Annotated in this window: 21 protein-coding genes; 11 read left to right on the top strand and 10 right to left on the bottom strand. The window is 67.8% G+C overall.

The window, feature by feature from the left end; all coding sequences use genetic code 11:
* Window position 1: 1 nt before the first annotated feature.
* The 3 genes from pspB to D9601_RS04330 form a co-directional block, all read right to left on the bottom strand.
* Complete coding sequence (gene pspB / locus D9601_RS04320) at window positions 2-289, bottom strand: envelope stress response membrane protein PspB (RefSeq protein WP_198352660.1); 288 nt, start codon at window positions 287-289, stop codon at window positions 2-4.
* Window position 290: 1 nt separating this feature from the next.
* Entirely contained in the window at window positions 291-968 is a 678-nt protein-coding gene (gene pspA, locus D9601_RS04325) for a phage shock protein PspA (protein WP_198352661.1), read from the bottom strand.
* A gap of 69 nt (window positions 969-1,037) precedes the next feature.
* A complete protein-coding gene (locus tag D9601_RS04330; protein WP_198353464.1) occupies window positions 1,038-1,376 on the bottom strand; it encodes a hypothetical protein in 339 nt (112 codons plus the stop codon).
* Between D9601_RS04330 and pspF the strand changes: the two genes are divergently transcribed.
* The 3 genes from pspF (at window position 1,354) to aqpZ (ending at window position 4,316) form a co-directional block, all read left to right on the top strand.
* Window positions 1,354-2,418, top strand: a complete 1,065-nt coding sequence (gene pspF, locus D9601_RS04335) for a phage shock protein operon transcriptional activator (RefSeq protein WP_198352662.1) — start codon at window positions 1,354-1,356, stop codon at window positions 2,416-2,418. The genes D9601_RS04330 and pspF overlap by 23 nt on opposite strands.
* A gap of 231 nt (window positions 2,419-2,649) precedes the next feature.
* Window positions 2,650-3,255 (top strand): superoxide dismutase, encoded by a 606-nt coding sequence (locus tag D9601_RS04340; RefSeq protein WP_198352663.1) that lies wholly within the window; start codon window positions 2,650-2,652, stop codon window positions 3,253-3,255.
* Between the two features lie 203 nt (window positions 3,256-3,458).
* A complete protein-coding gene (gene aqpZ / locus D9601_RS04345; protein ID WP_198352664.1) occupies window positions 3,459-4,316 on the top strand; it encodes an aquaporin Z in 858 nt (285 codons plus the stop codon).
* Between the two features lie 18 nt (window positions 4,317-4,334).
* Here the strand turns inward: aqpZ and D9601_RS04350 are convergent, their stop codons facing one another.
* From D9601_RS04350 to mtaB, 3 genes are read right to left on the bottom strand one after another with little or no spacing between them, the layout of a single operon-like run.
* Complete coding sequence (locus D9601_RS04350; RefSeq protein ID WP_198352665.1) at window positions 4,335-5,006, bottom strand: septation protein A; 672 nt, start codon at window positions 5,004-5,006, stop codon at window positions 4,335-4,337.
* 55 nt (window positions 5,007-5,061) lie between these two features.
* Window positions 5,062-6,003, bottom strand: a complete 942-nt coding sequence (ftsY, locus tag D9601_RS04355; protein ID WP_198352666.1) for a signal recognition particle-docking protein FtsY — start codon at window positions 6,001-6,003, stop codon at window positions 5,062-5,064.
* Window positions 6,000-7,238 (bottom strand): tRNA (N(6)-L-threonylcarbamoyladenosine(37)-C(2))-methylthiotransferase MtaB, encoded by a 1,239-nt coding sequence (gene mtaB, locus D9601_RS04360; RefSeq protein ID WP_198352667.1) that lies wholly within the window; start codon window positions 7,236-7,238, stop codon window positions 6,000-6,002. Before mtaB ends, ftsY begins: the two co-directional genes overlap by 4 nt.
* 515 nt (window positions 7,239-7,753) lie before the next feature.
* Between mtaB and ffh the strand changes: the two genes are divergently transcribed.
* Genes ffh through rimM form a run of 4 tightly spaced genes read left to right on the top strand, consistent with a single transcriptional unit; the run spans window position 7,754 to window position 10,428 of the window.
* Window positions 7,754-9,277 (top strand): signal recognition particle protein, encoded by a 1,524-nt coding sequence (gene ffh, locus D9601_RS04365; protein WP_198352668.1) that lies wholly within the window; start codon window positions 7,754-7,756, stop codon window positions 9,275-9,277.
* Window positions 9,278-9,307: 30 nt separating this feature from the next.
* On the top strand, window positions 9,308-9,754 hold the full coding sequence (gene rpsP, locus D9601_RS04370) for a 30S ribosomal protein S16 (RefSeq protein ID WP_198352669.1): 447 nt from the start codon (window positions 9,308-9,310) through the stop codon (window positions 9,752-9,754).
* Between the two features lie 52 nt (window positions 9,755-9,806).
* Window positions 9,807-9,947, top strand: a complete 141-nt coding sequence (locus D9601_RS04375) for a hypothetical protein (protein WP_198352670.1) — start codon at window positions 9,807-9,809, stop codon at window positions 9,945-9,947.
* 22 nt (window positions 9,948-9,969) lie between these two features.
* Complete coding sequence (gene rimM / locus D9601_RS04380) at window positions 9,970-10,428, top strand: ribosome maturation factor RimM (protein ID WP_198353465.1); 459 nt, start codon at window positions 9,970-9,972, stop codon at window positions 10,426-10,428.
* 249 nt (window positions 10,429-10,677) lie between these two features.
* Here rimM and D9601_RS04385 read toward each other — a convergent pair whose 3' ends face one another.
* The gene (locus D9601_RS04385) at window positions 10,678-11,586 is read right to left on the bottom strand and encodes an NAD(P)/FAD-dependent oxidoreductase (RefSeq protein WP_198352671.1); all 909 of its coding nucleotides are present in this window, start codon (window positions 11,584-11,586) and stop codon (window positions 10,678-10,680) included.
* Window positions 11,587-11,674: 88 nt separating this feature from the next.
* On the opposite strand from D9601_RS04385, the gene D9601_RS04390 reads away from it, so the two are divergent.
* The 4 genes from D9601_RS04390 to rplS are packed head-to-tail and all read left to right on the top strand — an operon-like array spanning window position 11,675 to window position 13,516.
* Window positions 11,675-12,010, top strand: coding sequence for an AbrB/MazE/SpoVT family DNA-binding domain-containing protein (locus D9601_RS04390; RefSeq protein ID WP_198352672.1), 336 nt, complete (start codon window positions 11,675-11,677; stop codon window positions 12,008-12,010).
* Window positions 12,010-12,390 (top strand): type II toxin-antitoxin system VapC family toxin, encoded by a 381-nt coding sequence (locus tag D9601_RS04395; protein ID WP_198352673.1) that lies wholly within the window; start codon window positions 12,010-12,012, stop codon window positions 12,388-12,390. The genes D9601_RS04390 and D9601_RS04395 overlap by 1 nt, the downstream gene beginning before the upstream one ends.
* Window positions 12,387-13,127, top strand: coding sequence for a tRNA (guanosine(37)-N1)-methyltransferase TrmD (trmD, locus tag D9601_RS04400; protein WP_198352674.1), 741 nt, complete (start codon window positions 12,387-12,389; stop codon window positions 13,125-13,127). The genes D9601_RS04395 and trmD overlap by 4 nt, the downstream gene beginning before the upstream one ends.
* Window positions 13,124-13,516, top strand: a complete 393-nt coding sequence (rplS, locus tag D9601_RS04405; RefSeq protein WP_198352675.1) for a 50S ribosomal protein L19 — start codon at window positions 13,124-13,126, stop codon at window positions 13,514-13,516. The genes trmD and rplS overlap by 4 nt, the downstream gene beginning before the upstream one ends.
* Window positions 13,517-13,626: 110 nt before the next feature.
* On the opposite strand, the gene D9601_RS04410 is transcribed toward rplS, so the two are convergent.
* The 3 genes from D9601_RS04410 to D9601_RS04420 are packed head-to-tail and all read right to left on the bottom strand — an operon-like array spanning window position 13,627 to window position 15,768.
* On the bottom strand, window positions 13,627-13,977 hold the full coding sequence (locus D9601_RS04410; protein ID WP_198352676.1) for a hypothetical protein: 351 nt from the start codon (window positions 13,975-13,977) through the stop codon (window positions 13,627-13,629).
* Window positions 13,970-15,517 carry a PepSY-associated TM helix domain-containing protein gene (locus D9601_RS04415; protein ID WP_198352677.1) on the bottom strand — a complete coding sequence of 516 codons (1,548 nt, stop codon included), beginning with the start codon at window positions 15,515-15,517 and terminating at the stop codon, window positions 13,970-13,972. Before D9601_RS04415 ends, D9601_RS04410 begins: the two co-directional genes overlap by 8 nt.
* Window positions 15,514-15,768 carry an iron transporter gene (locus tag D9601_RS04420; protein ID WP_198352678.1) on the bottom strand — a complete coding sequence of 85 codons (255 nt, stop codon included), beginning with the start codon at window positions 15,766-15,768 and terminating at the stop codon, window positions 15,514-15,516. Before D9601_RS04420 ends, D9601_RS04415 begins: the two co-directional genes overlap by 4 nt.
* Window positions 15,769-15,832 lie beyond the last annotated feature (64 nt).

Here is a 15,832-nt window from a genome sequence, read left to right on the forward strand (position 1 = left end):
CTCAGTTCCTCCGATCGAGCTGGTAGTTGGACGCGGCGTAGGACGATTGCGACAGCGGTGGCTGCGGCGCGTTCAGTCCCGGCTTCCAGTCCGGATTGTCGGCGGCGACGATCCGCTCGACGGTGTTGAGCCGGTCTTCGAGGCGACGGGCCAGGTTATACATCTCATCGAGCAGCCGTTCGTCCTCGTCGGTGATCTTCGGCGCCTGCTTCCACTTCGTGATGTAGTGGAAGATGACCCAGGGTAAGCCGATGAAGATCGCCGGAATGACGATGATTTCGGACCCCATCTCAGCCCTCCTGTCCGCTGCGGTTGCTCAGCCGCGCCTTCAGCGCCGCCAGTTCGGCATCGACCTTGTCGCTCTGGCGCAATTCGGCGATTTCCTCTTCGAGCGTCTTCGTGACACCCAGGCCGAGCGCCTCGGCGCGACCCTCGGCATCGTCGACGCGGCGTTCCAGGACGTCGAAGCGGCTGAACGCTTCGTTGGTCTTGGGACCGGCGTACATCTCGCGCAGGCGGAAGCGGTTGTTGGCGCTTTCCAGCCGCGTCTGCACATTGGCCTGCTTGGTCCGCGCCTCGGTCAGCTTCTTCTGCAGCTTGGCGATATCCTCTTCCGACGCGCGCAGCGCATCGTCGAGCACCTGCACCTCGGCCTTCAACTGGTCGGCCATGTCGACCGCCTTCTGCTTCTCGACCAGCGCCGCCTTGGCCAGATCCTCGCGGTCCTTCGACAGCGCCAGTTCGGCCTTCTCGGTCCAGTTCGCCTGCAGCTGTTCCAGCTTCAGGATGTGGCGCCGCATCTCCTTCTGATCGGCGATGGTGCGGGCCGCGGACGCGCGGACCTCGACCAGCGTCTCCTCCATCTCGAGGATGATCATCCGGATCATCTTCGCCGGGTCTTCTGCCTTTTCCAGCAGGTCGGCGAAGTTGGCGGCGACGATGTCGCGGGTGCGGGAGAAAATGCCCATCGGTACTGATGCTCCTGGAAAATGGGACCGGGGCGGGCGAGGGAAACGAGCCCGCCCCGGGTCGCCGCCTTACGCCGTCTGGCGGGCGGCGGACACGGTGGCCGCGTGATGCGTCGCCGCCGGACCCACCGCACCCGCCACGCAGGTGGCGCTGAAGACGATGGTGCAGGCGATGGCGGCGATGGTGCGGCCGATGTCGGACTTGAACATGGAAACCTCCTGAATTCTGAACCTTGGTGCCGCCTGCTTGGCGGCTTGCCCAAAGCATTGCAGGAGGCGTGCCAATTCCGAAAACGGCTGATTTGCGCGGTTTTCTGGTGTGGTATTCGCATGAACCACATATGAACGCTTGCGGACCATTGGGATTTTGCGCCAAGAGTTGGCGATGCAGCGCACGACCCAGGTCATCGGCCAATCCGGCGCCTTTCTGGATGCGCTCGAGCGCGCCAGCCGCGCCGCGGCGCTCGACCGCCCGGTGCTGGTGATCGGCGAGCGCGGCACCGGCAAGGAGCTGGTCGCCGAGCGCCTGCATCGGCTCAGCCCGCGCTGGGATCAGCCGCTGGTGATCATGAATTGCGCCGCACTGCCCGAGACGCTGATCGAGGCGGAATTGTTCGGCCATGAATCGGGTGCCTTCACCGGCGCGACCAAGGCGCGGGCCGGCCGCTTCGAGGAGGCGGATGGCGGCACCCTGTTCCTCGACGAGCTCGGCACCTTGTCGATGGCGGCGCAGGATCGGCTGCTGCGCGCGGTGGAATATGGTGAGGTGACGCGGATCGGATCGAGCCGGCCGCTGCGCGTCGACGTCCGCATCGTCGCGGCGACCAACGAGCATCTGCCCGACAAGGTCGATCGGCATGAATTCCGCGCCGATCTGCTCGACCGTTTGAGCTTTGAGGTGGTGACGCTGCCGCCGCTGCGCGCCCGTTCGGGGGACATACCGGTGCTCGCCGACCATTTCGGCCGGCGCATGGCCTCGGAGATCGGCTGGGACCGCTGGCCCGGCTTCGGGCCGCGGGCGCTCGACGCGCTGATGACGCATCGCTGGCCGGGCAATGTGCGCGAATTGCGCAACGTCGTCGAGCGCGCCGTCTACCGTTGGGCGGGGGAGGGGCCGGTCGATTCGATCGAGATCGACCCCTTCGCCTCGCCCTATCGGCCGCAGGGGCTGCACGGCGGGGCCCCGCGCCCGGCCGCCCCGGCGCCGTCCGCAGAGACGCCGTCCGCGGCACCGCCTCGTGCCGAGCCGGAGGACAGCCCCGTCGCTGCATGCGACGCCGGCCCATCGGACTTCAAGTCACGCGTCGCGCGGTTCGAGCGCGAGCTGCTCGCCCGAGCGCTGGCGGAGCACCGCTTCAACCAGCGCGCCACCGCCGATTCGCTCGGGCTGACCTACGACCAGTTGCGCCATGCCCTCCGGCGGCACGACCTGATCAACGCGGGGGGGTGACCTACCCCTTCGTCATCCCGGCGCAAGCCGGGACCCATGGACAGGGTACGGTTGCGAGGTTGCGAGCCCCTTCAGCCGATCGCAACCATGGGTCCCGGCTTTCGCCGGGATGACGAAGAATCGGTGCAGCACCCGCAAACGTCATCACGCTTGCGTAACGGCGCGGGAGCATTACCCCGCCTGCTGCGTTGACGGGCGCGAACCCCGTTCCATCTCAGGAGGCCCAAAGCCATGGCATTCGAACTGCCGCCGCTCCCCTACGACTATGACGCGCTGGAACCGGTCATCTCCAAGGAGACGATGACCTTCCACCACGACAAGCATCACGCGGCCTATACCGCCAAGCTCAACGAGGGCGTCGAGAAGGACGCATCGCTCGCCGGCAAGTCGATCGAGGACATCCTCGCCAACATCTCGTCGCAGCCGCCGCTCGTCCGCAACAATGGTGGCGGCTATTGGAACCACGACTTCTTCTGGAAGATCATGGCGCCCAAGGGGTCGACCCAGCCGTCGGGCGCGCTGAAGGAGGCGATCGACGCCTATGGCGGGCTCGACCAGCTGAAGGAGGACTTCAACACCAAGGGCGCGGGCCAGTTCGGTTCGGGCTGGGCCTGGGTGATCAAGACCGCCGACGGTCAGCTCAAGGTCACCTCGACGCCGAACCAGGACAATCCGCTGATGGACGTGGTCGAGGACCGCGGTACGCCGATCCTCGGCAACGACGTGTGGGAACACGCCTATTACCTGACCTACAAGAACGATCGCCCGGGCTACCTCAAGGCCTGGTGGGACATCGTCAACTGGGACGAGGCGGGCAAGCGGTTCGACGCCGCCTGACGCTCGTCAAGCTAATTGAATGGAGGGCGCTGCCGGCGACGGTGGCGCCTTTCGCGTTTTCCGCCCGGTGCGGACTAGCGCATCCACCATATGCCGTTAGTGCAACGATACCAGGAACAGGGCCGATACGGACACGTTGCCGTGCCGTCATTCCCACCGGTTCGCGCCCGCTGATGGACGTGCCGGCCAGAAGGAGGTGGCGCATGACGGTTCATCAGCCCATTCAGCCAGCCACCACCCGTCGCTTTCCAGCCGCGGCGGAGGCGGAGCGGCCGCGTCCGGTCGCGCTCGCCCGGCGATTGGCGGCGGAAGCGATCGGCACCTTCTGGCTGGTGCTCGGCGGCTGCGGTGCCGCCGTGGTCGCGGCGGGGGCGGGCGTACCGGGCAGCATCGGCATGGCCGGCGTCGCGCTCGCCTTCGGCCTGACCGTCTTCACCATGGCTTTCGCCGTCGGCTTCACCTCGGGCGGGCATTTCAACCCGGCGGTGAGCATCGGCCTGACCGTCGCCGGGCGCTTCGCGGCGCGCGATCTACCAGGCTATGTCGCGGCGCAGCTGGTCGGCGCCATCCTCGCCAGTGCCGCGCTCGCCGTCCTTGCTGGCGGCGCGCCGGGCTTCGACCTCGTCGCCAGCGGCTTCGCCGCCAACGGCTATGGCGCGCATTCGCCCGGTCACTACAGCATGGCGACGGCGTTTCTGGCAGAGGCGCTGCTGACCGCAGGCTTTTTGATCGTCATCCTCGGCGCCACCGACCAGCGCTCGTCCGGCCCGTTCGCACCGCTGTCGATCGGTCTGGCGCTGACGCTGATCCATCTGATCTCGATCCCGATCGACAACACCTCGGTCAATCCGGCGCGCAGCACCGGGCCAGCGCTGTTCATGGGCGGCTGGGCCCTGTCGCAGCTGTGGCTGTTCTGGATTGCACCGATTGCCGGGGCGGCGGTGGCAGGGCTCGGCGCACGCTGGCTGTTCGCCCACAAGCGCGAGGATCAGTCGCCGGGGCCGATCAGCGATCAGCCGGTCGAGCGCCTGATCGACGACGGCCGCGTCACCATGGTGTGACCGTCCAGCCGCCGCGGGTCATTCCTGCGGCGGCACGGCCGTGGCCGCGTCCTCGGTGGTCAGGCCGTGGCGCAACAGCATCGGCAGGTTGGCGAAGGCGAACAGCAAGGTCAGCGGGATGGCCCCCCACAGCTTGAACCCGACCCAGAAATCCCAGCTGGTCGAACGCCATACCGTCTCGTTCAGCGCCGCCATGAACAGGAAGAACAGCGCCCAGTTGCGGGTCAGCTTGCGCCACCCTTCTGCCGTCAGGCCGGGATAGGCAGCGCCGAGCAGCCCCTCGAGCAACGGTCGCCCGCTGAGCAGGCCATAGCCGAGCACCGCGGCGAACATCGCATAGACGAAGGTCGGCTTCATCTGGATGAACTTGGGATCGTGGAACCAGACGGTCAGCCCGCCGAAGATCACCACGAAGGCGCCGGAGATCCACAGCATCGGCGACACCCTGCCGAGCTTCACCCGCGACACGACCATCGCCACCACCGTCGCGAGCACGAAGGCGACCGTGGCGACGACGACCCGCGCGATCACCAGCGCGCCGGCGCGGTCCAGGTCCGACAGGAAGCCGGTCGACGCGCCGACCAGCCGCATCGCCAGCGCCGACGGGAACAGGAAATTGGCGGCGAAGAAGACGAGCAAAGGCCCGTATTCCACGCCGAGGCGAACGCCGGGGGAGCCCTTTTGCGTCATGCGATAGCGTCCTTCGCCGTCGCCCGGGATTCCGTCCTCGTCACGCAACCGAAGGTCATGACTTGCGCACTCCCGCATCGACGCCGGCGATGATCCGGCTGACCTCATGGGGATCGAAGGGTCTGAGGTCCGTCATCCCCTCGCCGACGCCGATCGCATGGATCGGCAGGCCGTATTTCTCCGCCGCGGCGACCAGCACGCCGCCGCGCGCCGTGCCGTCGAGCTTGGTCATGACGAGGCCGGTCACCCCGGCCACTTCCTTGAACACCTCGATCTGGCTGAGTGCATTCTGGCCGGTGGTCGCGTCGAGCACGAGCACCACGTCATGCGGGCTGGCCGGGTTGATCCGGCCCAGCACGCGGCGGATCTTGGCCAGCTCGTCCATCAGCTCGCGCTTGTTCTGTAGCCGGCCGGCGGTGTCGACGATCAGCACGTCGATGCCGGTCTCCGTCGCCTTCTTGACCGCATCCCACACCACGCCCGCCGCATCGCCGCCTTCCGGTCCGGTGACGATCGGCACGCCGACCCGCTCCGCCCAGGTGGCGAGCTGGCCGATCGCCGCGGCGCGGAACGTGTCGCCCGCCGCCAGCATCACGCCATAGTCCTGCTCCATCAGCAGATGGGCGAGCTTGGCGATCGTCGTCGTCTTGCCCGATCCGTTGACGCCGATCACCAGGATCACCTGCGGGCGCGGGAATGCCTCGATCTCCAGCGGCGTCGCGACCCTGGCGAGTGCTTTCTCCACTTCCTCGGCGACGACCAGGCGGATGCCCAGTTCCTCCATGTTGCGCTCGAACGTCCCCTCGGCCAGCCGGGTGCGGATGCGACCGGCGGTCTCCGGGCCGAGGTCGGAGGCGATCAGCGCCTCCTCGATATCGTCCAGCGTCGCCTCGTCGAGCCGCGCGCCGCCCAAGCCGGCGAGGTTGCCGACCAGCCGGTCCGACGTCTTGCGAAAGCCGCCGAGCAGACGCTCGTGCCAGGATGGGGTGGTGCTCATGCGATATGTCCGGTGAGGTGGATGTCGGTGGCGGCAGCGATGCGGGCCTTAACGATGGTGCCGGCCTCTGCGTGCCCGATGAAGGTGACGTCGGCGAAATTCCCGGCATGGCCGCGATTGCCGGGGTGTTCGGCGAGCACGTCCTGAGTCGTGCCGACCAGCGTGCGCAGCCACGCCGCCTTGCGCTGCGCCGCCGCCGCGCGCAGCCGTTCCGCGCGGGCCTTGATCGCGGCGGCATCGACCTGCGGCATCCGGGCGGCGGGCGTGCCGGCGCGGGGCGAATAGGGGAAGATATGGGCGTGGACGATGTCCGCGTCGGCGATCAGCGCCAGCGTGTCGGCGGCCATCGCATCGTCCTCCGTGGGGAAGCCGGCGATCAGGTCCGCACCGATCGCCAGCTCCGGCCGCTTCGCCTTCAGCCGGACGACCGTGTCGATCGCCTGGGCGCGGCTGTGGCGGCGCTTCATCCGCTTGAGGATCAGGTCGTTGCCCGCCTGGAAGGAGAGGTGGAGGTGCGGCATGACGCGGGCGTCGCCCGTGACGATCTCGGCCAGCCGCTCGTCGATCTCGATCGAGTCGAGCGACGACAGCCGCAGCCGCGCCAGCCCCGGCACATGCACCAGGATCCGCTCGACCAGCATGCCGAGGGTCGGACTGCCGGGTAGATCGTGGCCGTAGCTGGTCAGGTCGACGCCGGTCAGCACTATCTCGCGATGGCCGTTCGCCACCAGATCGGCGATCCGCGCCACCACCGCACCGGCGGGGACGGAGCGGCTCGGCCCCCGCCCGAAGGGGATGGCGCAGAAGGTGCAGCGATGGTCGCAGCCATTCTGTACCTCGACGAAGGCACGGGCATGGGTGGAGAAGCTGGCGGCGAGGTGCGGCGCGGTTTCGCGCACCTGCATGATGTCGCCGACCACGACCGGCGTCGCGCTCGTCCAGGCGGCCGGCGACAGTTTGTCGGCATTGCCGATCACCCGGTCGACCTCCGCCATGGCGGCGAAGCCGGCGGGGTCAATCTGCGCTGCGCAGCCGGTGACGACCAGCTCGGCCGCCGGCCGCGCGCGCCGGGCGCGCCGGATCGCCGCCCGCGTCGCCTTGACCGCCGCGCCGGTCACCGCGCAGCTGTTGATCACGACCGTGTCGCGCCCGGCGACGAGCGCGCGGATCGTTTCGCTTTCGGCGATATTGAGGCGGCAGCCGAGGGAGATGACCTCTGGCGCGGGAGCGTTCATGCGCCGCGATCTAGTGGGGCGGGGGAGGTAAGTCCATGCGGTGCCGGTGATCGCTCGCGCTGCGCCATCTCCCCATGCGTCATCCCGGCGGAAGCCGGGACTTGTGGAGACGGGACGGTGGCAAGCTGTCGAGTCCCTCGGGCCGGACGCGACCATGGGTCCCGGCTTCCGCCGGGATGACGAAGGAAGGTGTGGGCGGCGCCCCCCGACCCCGACCGTCATTCCCGCGCAGGCGGGGATCCAGACTGGTTGGCCGTGCGGCTCTATCCACAACGTCGCGTTTCTGGAGCCCCGCCTCCGCGGGGATGACGAGGGGTTGCGAGAGCGGGGCTGAAACGGCAGCACACACCAGCAGCCTGCCCGAAGACTTGCCTTCCTCGCCGTTTTCCCCTAAGCGGCCCCTTCGTTCCGATTGCGGAGCGTGAAAGGCAAGCGCCATGAGCGCACGCCGGCCGACGAGGTTTCGTCCGCCGGCGTCTTTTGCGTTGCGTGATACAGTAGAAGGTTTCGCGGCGATGTTCGACAGTCTCAGCGACCGGCTTGGCGGCGTCTTCGACCGTCTGCGTGGCCGTGGCGCGCTGACCGAGGCCGACGTGCGGGCCGCGATGCGCGAGGTGCGCGTCGCGCTGCTCGAGGCGGACGTCGCGCTGCCGGTGGCGCGCAGCTTCGTCGACAAGGTCACCGAGGAAGCGGTCGGCCAGAACGTGCTGCGCTCGATCACGCCGGGGCAGCAGGTCGTCAAGATCGTCAATGACGCGCTGGTGGAGATGCTCGGCGGCGACGATCCGCAGGGCGCCGAACTGCAGCTGGCGGTGACGCCACCGGCGGTGGTGATGATGGTCGGCCTGCAGGGTTCGGGCAAGACGACGACGACCGCCAAGATCGCCAAGCGCTTGAGCGCGGGCGCAATGGGGCGCGATCGCAAGAAGGTGCTGATGGCGTCGCTCGACGTCAATCGCCCGGCCGCGCAGGAGCAGCTGGCGACGCTCGGCACCCAGATCGAGGTGGCGACGCTGCCGATCGTTGCCGGCCAGCAGCCGGTCGACATCGCCCGCCGCGCGATGCAGGCGGCGAAGCTGCAGGGCTATGACGTCCTGATGCTCGACACCGCCGGTCGCCTCCACGTCGACCAGGCGCTGATGGACGAGATGAAGGCGGTGGCGGAGATCGCCACGCCGGACGAGATCCTGCTCGTGGTCGACTCGCTGACCGGCCAGGACGCGGTCAACGTCGCGACGAACTTCTCCGAACAGGTGCCGCTGACCGGCGTCGTGCTCACCCGCATGGACGGCGACGCCCGCGGCGGCGCGGCGCTGTCGATGCGCGCGGTCACCGGCAAGCCGATCAAATTCGCCGGCACCGGCGAGAAGATGGATGCGCTGGAGGCGTTCCACGCCTCGCGCGTCGCCGGCCGCATTCTCGGCATGGGCGACGTCGTCAGCCTGGTCGAGCGCGCCGCGGAGTCGATCCAGCAGGAAGACGCCGAGCGCATGTCGAAGCGGCTCCTCAAGGGCCAGTTCGATATGAACGATCTGCGCGGTCAGTTGCAGCAGATGCGCCGCATGGGCGGCCTCGGCGCGCTCGCCGGCATGATGCCCGGCATGAAGAAGGCGCAGAATGCCGTGGCCCAGGCCGGCGGCGACAAGGTGCTGATCCACATGGATGCGATGATCGGCTCGATGACGCTCAAGGAGCGCGCCAATCCGGCGCTGATCAACGCCAAGCGCAAGATCCGCATCGCCAAGGGCTCCGGCACCACCGTGCAGGAGGTCAACAAGCTCCTGAAGATGCATCTCGAAATGTCGACCGCCATGAAGAAGATCAAGAAGATGGGCGGGCTCAAGGGCATGATGGCGATGCTCGGCAAGGGCGGCCCGGCGGGCGGCCTCGGCGGCCTCGGCAATGCGATCGGCGGCGCCGATCTCGGCGAGATGATGAACAAGGCGGGCGGCGGGTTGCCGGGTCTCGGCGGACCCGGCGCGGACGGCATGCCCAAACTGCCGCCCGGCTTCGAGAATTTTCTGAAGAACAAGAAATAACCAACTGATTTAGCAAGGAAGAAGAATACAATGGCACTCAGCATCCGTCTGTCGCGTGGTGGCTCGAAGAAGCGTCCTTATTACCGCATCGTCGTGGCCGACGCGCGTAGCCCGCGCGACGGCAAGTTCATCGAGAAGATCGGCAACTACAATCCGCTGCTCAAGAAGGACGACGAGAAGCGCATCGTCCTCGACGCCGAGCGCGCCAAGCACTGGCTGTCGAACGGCGCACAGCCGACCGATCGCGTCGCCCGCTTCCTCGACGCCGCCGGCGTCCGCGAGCGCACCGCCCGCAACAACCCGACCAAGGGCAAGCCGGGCGAGAAGGCGACCGAGCGCGCCGAGGAGCGTGCCGAGAAGCTGAAGGCGCAGCAGGAGGCCGAGGCCGAAGCAGCGATGGCGTCCGCCGTCGAGAGCGCCACGGCCGAGCCGACCGCCGAGGGCGAGCAGGTCGCCGAGGCGACGGCTGAGCAGTAAGCATCCCGTTCGGCCATGATGCGTTGCAATCCTCTCACAGGAGAGACGCATCATGGCCAACGATCCCTTCCCCGATCCCCGCACGGCAGCCGATGACGACGACGACGCCACCAACCAAGGAGTCTCGGCAACCGAACCGGCCGAAGGCGACGACGCCGCCCCCGCCGGCGACGAAGGCAGCCCCAACGGCTGAGGCGACCGGCGGCGAGCCGGTGGTGACGCTGGCGGTCGTGATCGGCGCGCATGGCATCCATGGCCAGGTGCGCCTCAAGGTCTTCGCCGAGGATCTGTCCGGCTATCGCCAGTTCAATGGCGGCGCGCTGACGCTCAAGTCGGCGCAGGCCGGTCCGAACGGCACGATCGCCCGCTTTGCCGAAGTCGACGACCGCAATGCGGCGGAGGCACTGCGCGGGACGGAACTGACCGTGCCGCGCAGCGCCTTACCCGCACTGGCGGAGGGCGAATATTATCATGCCGATTTGATCGGGCTGCCCGCCGAATTGCCGGACGGCACCGCCTTGGGCCGCGTCGCGCTGGTCGAGAATTTCGGCGCCGGCGACGTGATCGAGATCGAGCGGCCGACCGGCAAGCGCTTCATGGTGCCGATGCGCGCCGAAGCGGTGCCGTCCTGGGATGGCCAGCGGCTGATCGTCGATCCCGCCTTCGTCGAATAACGCTGTCCTACAACTCGTCGATTCGTCATCATGCGGGCGAGGGGGCTGCCATCGGTGTGCACCCCGTCTTTCTCATTGTAGTGCTGCACGACCCAGTGGCGCTGTGATGGGGCGTGCGATGCGTACGCGTCAGTGAGACCTTCGAGACTTTCCGACCGTATGCGACTCGGGGCGTTCTCGTGTCGGACCATATCCGCCACATCGCCCGCGGAACTCCGAACGGGTGAGACTTTTGAGACGTTCCGGCGGCTAGCGGCGGATGGGTTGGCGCGCGTTCAAGGTGTTGCGGATCGTCGTCGCCGCCACGCCGGCTTCCCCCATCGCATGGCTGATCTGGTCGAGACCCTTCACCACATCGCCCGCCGCGAACAGCCCCGGCACGCTGGTCCGCTGGTGGTCGTCGACCTCCAGGCACCCCTCGTCGCTCGCCCGTGCGCCGGCGGCGACCGCCAGGTGCGAGCGGATGCGCGAGCCCAGCGCCGGATAGACGCTGTCGAACGCCATCCGGCCCTCCGCGGTATCTAGCGCCAGCCGATCGCCCTCGATCGCCCAGCCGCCGCAGGGTCCGTCGATCCGGGCGATGCCTGCCTCGTCGAGCGCCTGCTGGCAGCTGTCGTCGAGTTGATGGCCAGCTTCGGGCGCGACCAGCGTCACGTCCCGCGTATAGCCACGCAGGAACAGCGCCTCGCGCATGCCGTGATCGCCCGTGCCGATGACGCCAACGCGTTTGTCGGTCACCTCATAGCCGTCGCAAATCGGGCAATAGCGTAACAGGCCGCGCTCCAGCGCCGGATCGTGCACCTCGGGCAGCAGCCCAGCCGGCCGGTGATTGACCACGCCGGTGGCGAGCAGCACGGTGTGCGCCCGGTGGCTGCCATGATCAGTGCGGACGACGAAATTGTCGCCGTCCGGCTCGATCGCGGTCACCTTCACTGGCTCACGCACGGCACCGTAATGTTCGGCCTGTGCCAGCATCAGGCGCAGCAATTCCTTGCCCGCGATCCCCTCCGGATAGCCGGCGTGATTGTGCGTACACGGGATCATCGCCGCCCGGCTCGACCCGCTGTCGAACAGCCGGATGGAGAGGTGGAAGCGGGCAAGATAGATGGCCGCGGTCAGCCCTGCCGGGCCGGCGCCGATGATGATGCAATCGTCCATTGGCTTCCCGGACGCGCTGCGCCGGCGCAAGTTCCTTGCGATTTGGGCTTGGGAAGTATATACGCGACTGTATCTACGGAGGCGTGAGATGGCTTCACCGGAGTGGTCGGACGAGGAGCGCGGTGCCATTTTGGATCGTACAACCGGTCCGCTCCCGTGGCTGAAGCCGCGAGAGCGCAAGCGCATGACGGTCAAGATCTTCAAATCGGGCAACTCGATGGCGATGCGCCTGCCGGCTAGCCTCGGCTTGCTGCCCGGCAGCGAGATCGAGCTTGAGATCGAGGATAACGCTCATGTGTCGTTCGATCTGCCGGATACGCCGAAGCGCAAGCTCGACGTGGCGAAGTTCTGGGGATTGATTCCCGAGCTCCAACTGATCCCGGAGGAGGACCGTCTCTTTACTGGCAATGATGACGATCGCTGATGCGCTATCTCCTCGATTCCAATATCATCATCGCGGCAATGTCGGGTACGAGCGAGCCGCTGTTGCACCGCCTCGCAGCCTGTGACGAAGGCGAGGTCGTGACCTCGTCGATCGCGTTGGCAGAGGTGGTGCTGGGGTCGCGGAAGGGTAAGCCGCCGTCGGTCGATCGATTGCGGTCGTTCGTGTCGGAGGTCCCGGTCCTCGACTTCGACTATAGAGCGGCACTCGCCTATGCCACCCTGCCGTTTCGACGGGGGGGCTTCGATCGGTTGATCGCCGCGCATGCGCTGTCGCATCGTCTGACGGTGGTGACGAACAATGCGCGGCATTTCGCGGAGATACCGGACCTGCGGGTCGAGGATTGGACGCAATCCCCATGACGACGTCCTTCACCGCCACCATCCTCACGCTCTATCCGGAGATGTTTCCCGGCCCGCTCGGGGTGTCGCTCGCCGGGCGCGCGCTGCGCGAGGGCGGCTGGTCGTGCGAGGCGGTGCAGATCCGCGACTTTGCCACCGACAAGCACCGCTCGGTCGACGACACGCCGTCCGGTGGCGGCGCGGGCATGGTGCTGCGCGCCGACGTCCTGTCGGCGGCGGTCGACAGCGTGACGGACGATCGCCCGATCCTGGCGATGACGCCGCGCGGCCGGCCGCTGACCCAGGCCCGGGTGCGGGAGCTCGCCGCCGGACCCGGCATCGTCGTCCTGTGCGGCCGGTTCGAGGGGTTCGACGAGCGTCTGTTTGATGCCCGGCCGATCGAGCAGGTGTCGATCGGCGACTATGTGCTGTCGGGCGGCGAGATGGGTGCGCTGGTGCTGCTCGACGCTTGCATCCGGCTGCTTCCCGGCGTAATGGGCGCGGCTTCCAGCGGGGACGACGAGAGCTTCGAAACGGGGCTGCTCGAATATCCGCAATATACCCGCCCCTATGAATGGGAAGGGCGCACGATCCCCGAAGTGCTGCGATCGGGGGATCATGCGAGGATCGCGGCCTGGCGCAAGTCGATGGCCGAGACCGACACACGGCTACGGAGGCCGGACTTATGGGAGCGCCATGAGGGCGCTCGGGTCCGACCTCCCTCTGGTGCGCGGCGCATGAAGGATGACGTGACATGAACCTGATCCAGCAGCTCGAAGCCGAGCAGATCGCCAAGCTGACCGAAAAGCGCGCGATCCCCGATTTCCGTCCGGGCGACACGCTCAAGGTCGGCGTGAAGGTCGTCGAAGGCGACCGCACCCGCGTCCAGAATTACGAGGGCGTGTGCATCGCGCGCTCGAACAAGGGCATGGGCTCCTCGTTCACCGTTCGAAAGATGAGCTTCGGCGAGGGCGTCGAGCGCGTCTTCCCGCTCTACTCGCCGAACATCGATTCGATCGACGTCGTGCGCAAGGGCGCGGTGCGTCGTGCGAAGCTCTATTATCTGCGTGGCCGCACCGGCAAGTCGGCGCGTATCGCCGAGCGTCGCGACACGCGTCCGGCCAAGGGCACGGCCGCCGCGGAATAATCCGCCGGCCGTCCAATCGGGCGAAACGACAAGGGCGCGGCGGGACTTCCGGCGCGCCCTTTTGTCATGTCCTGCCGCCGTCCACGATCCGGCGGGATGGGGCAGCCTGATCAGCGCGCTGCCGCGACGAACGGCGCACTGGCATCCAGACGCCGCCGCGCCGGGAGGCGGACAATCCGCAGCAGCAGGCGCGCGGGGGCCAGGGCTGGGGCTGCGGCGACCGACAGCGTCAGCACGACCGCAACCCCGCCGAGCGAGGCGCCCGCCAGCATCCTGACGAACCGTTCGCCCGTTAGGCCGGTGCCGCTGCGCAACAGCGCTACGCTTAGGATCGCCCAGCCGGCGATGCGTAGCCACCGTGCTTCGCGGGCATTGCGCACGTCGGCATCGCGCCGATGGCGGAAGGCGGCGCCTGCCATCAGCAGCCAGGCGAACGCGGAAAGCGTGGCGGTCTCAAGCATGGATCATCTTCCGTGAGGCGGTACGGCGGGTCTTCACGCGTGGCGGCTGCGCGGCCCGCCAGCTGCCGAAGGCGAGCAGGGTCGCGATGACCAGCATCGCTAGGTCAAAGGCGGCAAACAGCATGTCGCCATCTAACAAGGAGCCCGGCAGGCCGCGTTGCGTGGTCAGCATATTGGCGACGGGGATGGCGACGAAGGCGAGTGCCGCCAGTGCCAGTCCTTCGGTCCAGGCGCGGCGCGCCGGCCTGGCAAGCTGGACCAGCGCGAGCAATCCCCAGGTCCAGAACATCGCCTTCACCTCGAGGTCGGCGCGACCGGGCAACTCTGGCGGCAGCAGCCGGTTGGCGAGCAGATAGGCCGCCATCGCCGTCGGCAGCCCTGCGATCGTCGCGATATTGAGCCGCTCGACCAAGCGCAAACCGAAGAAGGGTGCCGCGCCCGGCTTCCGCCGTGCAGCCGTCCACAGCAACAGCCCGGTGCCGACCATCGCCGCCCCGGTCAGTCCGAGCAGAAACAGGGTCCAGCGCAACGCCGTGCCAGCGAATTGCGCCATGTGCAGCCCCATCATCACGCCCGCCGTGGCGATCGCCGGGCCGGCAGCACCGGATTGTGCGATCAATCGGCCGGTCGTGCCGGAAAAGGTCAGCGACGCGCCGCGAGCGTTGATCGACGCCTCCCGCGAACGGCTGAGCGTGACGGTGGCGGCGGCATCATTGGGGTTGCGGATGATGACGACGTCGGCGGCCGCACCCCAGCGTCGCTCCGCCTCGGCAACCAGCGGAGCGATGGCGATCAGCGGCGCCGCTCGCCCGCTGGCTGCGACCTCGGGTGGGGTGCCATAAGCTACCGCGGCAAAGTCCGCGGGCTTCTTGTAATTGGCCAGGATCGGCCACGGCATGTACATCGCCACCAGCGTGATCAGCCCGGTGTAGGTGACCACCGCGTGATAGGGCAGGGCGAGGACCGCAGACACATTGTGCGCGTCGAGCCAGCTGCGCTGCCCCTTGTTCCACCGCAACGTAAAGAAGTCGGCGAAGATGCGCTTATGGGTGATCACTCCGGAGATGATCGCGCCGAGCATGAACATCGCGCACAGCCCCGCCAGCCAGCGGCCCCAGGGATGGGGCAGCTGGAGCTGGAAGTGGAAGCGGTAGAAATGTTCGCCGCCGCGCGTCGCGCGCGCATGGACCGGCTGGCCGGTGGCGGGATCGAGCGTCAGTTCGTCGGCGCGTTTCCGTCCGCCGGCAAGGCCGGGCTTTGGCAGGGCGAAGACGCGCGTCGCCACCTCGCGCGGGCCGGGAAGGTAGATATACCATTGCTGGTCGTCCGCCCCGGTCTGCTGCAGATAGCGTATGGCAGAAGAGGCGGCGTCGGCGGCAGGCACCGGCCGGCCGCTCAGCTCCGGCTGCATCCAGCGGGTGATCTCCGGCCGGAAATAGCTCGCGGTGCCAGTCAGGAACATGGCGAACAGGATCCAGCCCGCGATGAGCCCCAGCCAGCCGTGAATCCACGCCATATTCTGCCGCAGGCTGAGGGTCACGGCCGGGTGCCCAGCAACCATAGCGCCGCCACGCCCGCCAGCGCGCCACCCCATAGGCATAGAAGAACGCGACCCAGGCGGGGTTCGTGGAAACTCCATAGGCCTATGATCGCATACAGCAGGAACGAGACGATCATGCCCCAGGCGGTGGCTTCGGCACGATCGCCGGGGAGCACGCGCGCGAGCAGCGTCGCCGCCGCGGACGCTGCGGCATAGCCGCCGATCAACGCGGTGACGCAGCGCATGGCCATCGCCAACCGGACTCGGCCGCCGGGGCGGCGAGACGTCGATCGGGCGATATCACCATTCATGAAC

The organism is Sphingomonas sp. MA1305, from assembly GCF_016107325.1.
Taxonomy (GTDB): domain Bacteria; phylum Pseudomonadota; class Alphaproteobacteria; order Sphingomonadales; family Sphingomonadaceae; genus Sphingomonas.

Bases quoted from the DNA above. Each gene is read 5' to 3' on its own strand.
- pspB (WP_198352660.1), bottom strand. From the start codon at position 289: ATGGGGTCCGAAATCATCGTCATTCCGGCGATCTTCATCGGCTTACCC.
- pspA (WP_198352661.1), bottom strand. From the start codon at position 968: ATGGGCATTTTCTCCCGCACCCGCGACATCGTCGCCGCCAACTTCGCC.
- pspF (WP_198352662.1), top strand. From the start codon at position 1,354: ATGCAGCGCACGACCCAGGTCATCGGCCAATCCGGCGCCTTTCTGGAT.
- D9601_RS04330 (WP_198353464.1), bottom strand. From the start codon at position 1,376: ATGACCTGGGTCGTGCGCTGCATCGCCAACTCTTGGCGCAAAATCCCA.
- D9601_RS04340 (WP_198352663.1), top strand. From the start codon at position 2,650: ATGGCATTCGAACTGCCGCCGCTCCCCTACGACTATGACGCGCTGGAA.
- aqpZ (WP_198352664.1), top strand. From the start codon at position 3,459: ATGACGGTTCATCAGCCCATTCAGCCAGCCACCACCCGTCGCTTTCCA.
- D9601_RS04350 (WP_198352665.1), bottom strand. From the start codon at position 5,006: ATGACGCAAAAGGGCTCCCCCGGCGTTCGCCTCGGCGTGGAATACGGG.
- ftsY (WP_198352666.1), bottom strand. From the start codon at position 6,003: ATGAGCACCACCCCATCCTGGCACGAGCGTCTGCTCGGCGGCTTTCGC.
- mtaB (WP_198352667.1), bottom strand. From the start codon at position 7,238: ATGAACGCTCCCGCGCCAGAGGTCATCTCCCTCGGCTGCCGCCTCAAT.
- ffh (WP_198352668.1), top strand. From the start codon at position 7,754: ATGTTCGACAGTCTCAGCGACCGGCTTGGCGGCGTCTTCGACCGTCTG.
- rpsP (WP_198352669.1), top strand. From the start codon at position 9,308: ATGGCACTCAGCATCCGTCTGTCGCGTGGTGGCTCGAAGAAGCGTCCT.
- D9601_RS04375 (WP_198352670.1), top strand. From the start codon at position 9,807: ATGGCCAACGATCCCTTCCCCGATCCCCGCACGGCAGCCGATGACGAC.
- D9601_RS04385 (WP_198352671.1), bottom strand. From the start codon at position 11,586: ATGGACGATTGCATCATCATCGGCGCCGGCCCGGCAGGGCTGACCGCG.
- D9601_RS04390 (WP_198352672.1), top strand. From the start codon at position 11,675: ATGGCTTCACCGGAGTGGTCGGACGAGGAGCGCGGTGCCATTTTGGAT.
- D9601_RS04395 (WP_198352673.1), top strand. From the start codon at position 12,010: ATGCGCTATCTCCTCGATTCCAATATCATCATCGCGGCAATGTCGGGT.
- trmD (WP_198352674.1), top strand. From the start codon at position 12,387: ATGACGACGTCCTTCACCGCCACCATCCTCACGCTCTATCCGGAGATG.
- rplS (WP_198352675.1), top strand. From the start codon at position 13,124: ATGAACCTGATCCAGCAGCTCGAAGCCGAGCAGATCGCCAAGCTGACC.
- D9601_RS04410 (WP_198352676.1), bottom strand. From the start codon at position 13,977: ATGCTTGAGACCGCCACGCTTTCCGCGTTCGCCTGGCTGCTGATGGCA.
- D9601_RS04420 (WP_198352678.1), bottom strand. From the start codon at position 15,768: ATGGCCATGCGCTGCGTCACCGCGTTGATCGGCGGCTATGCCGCAGCG.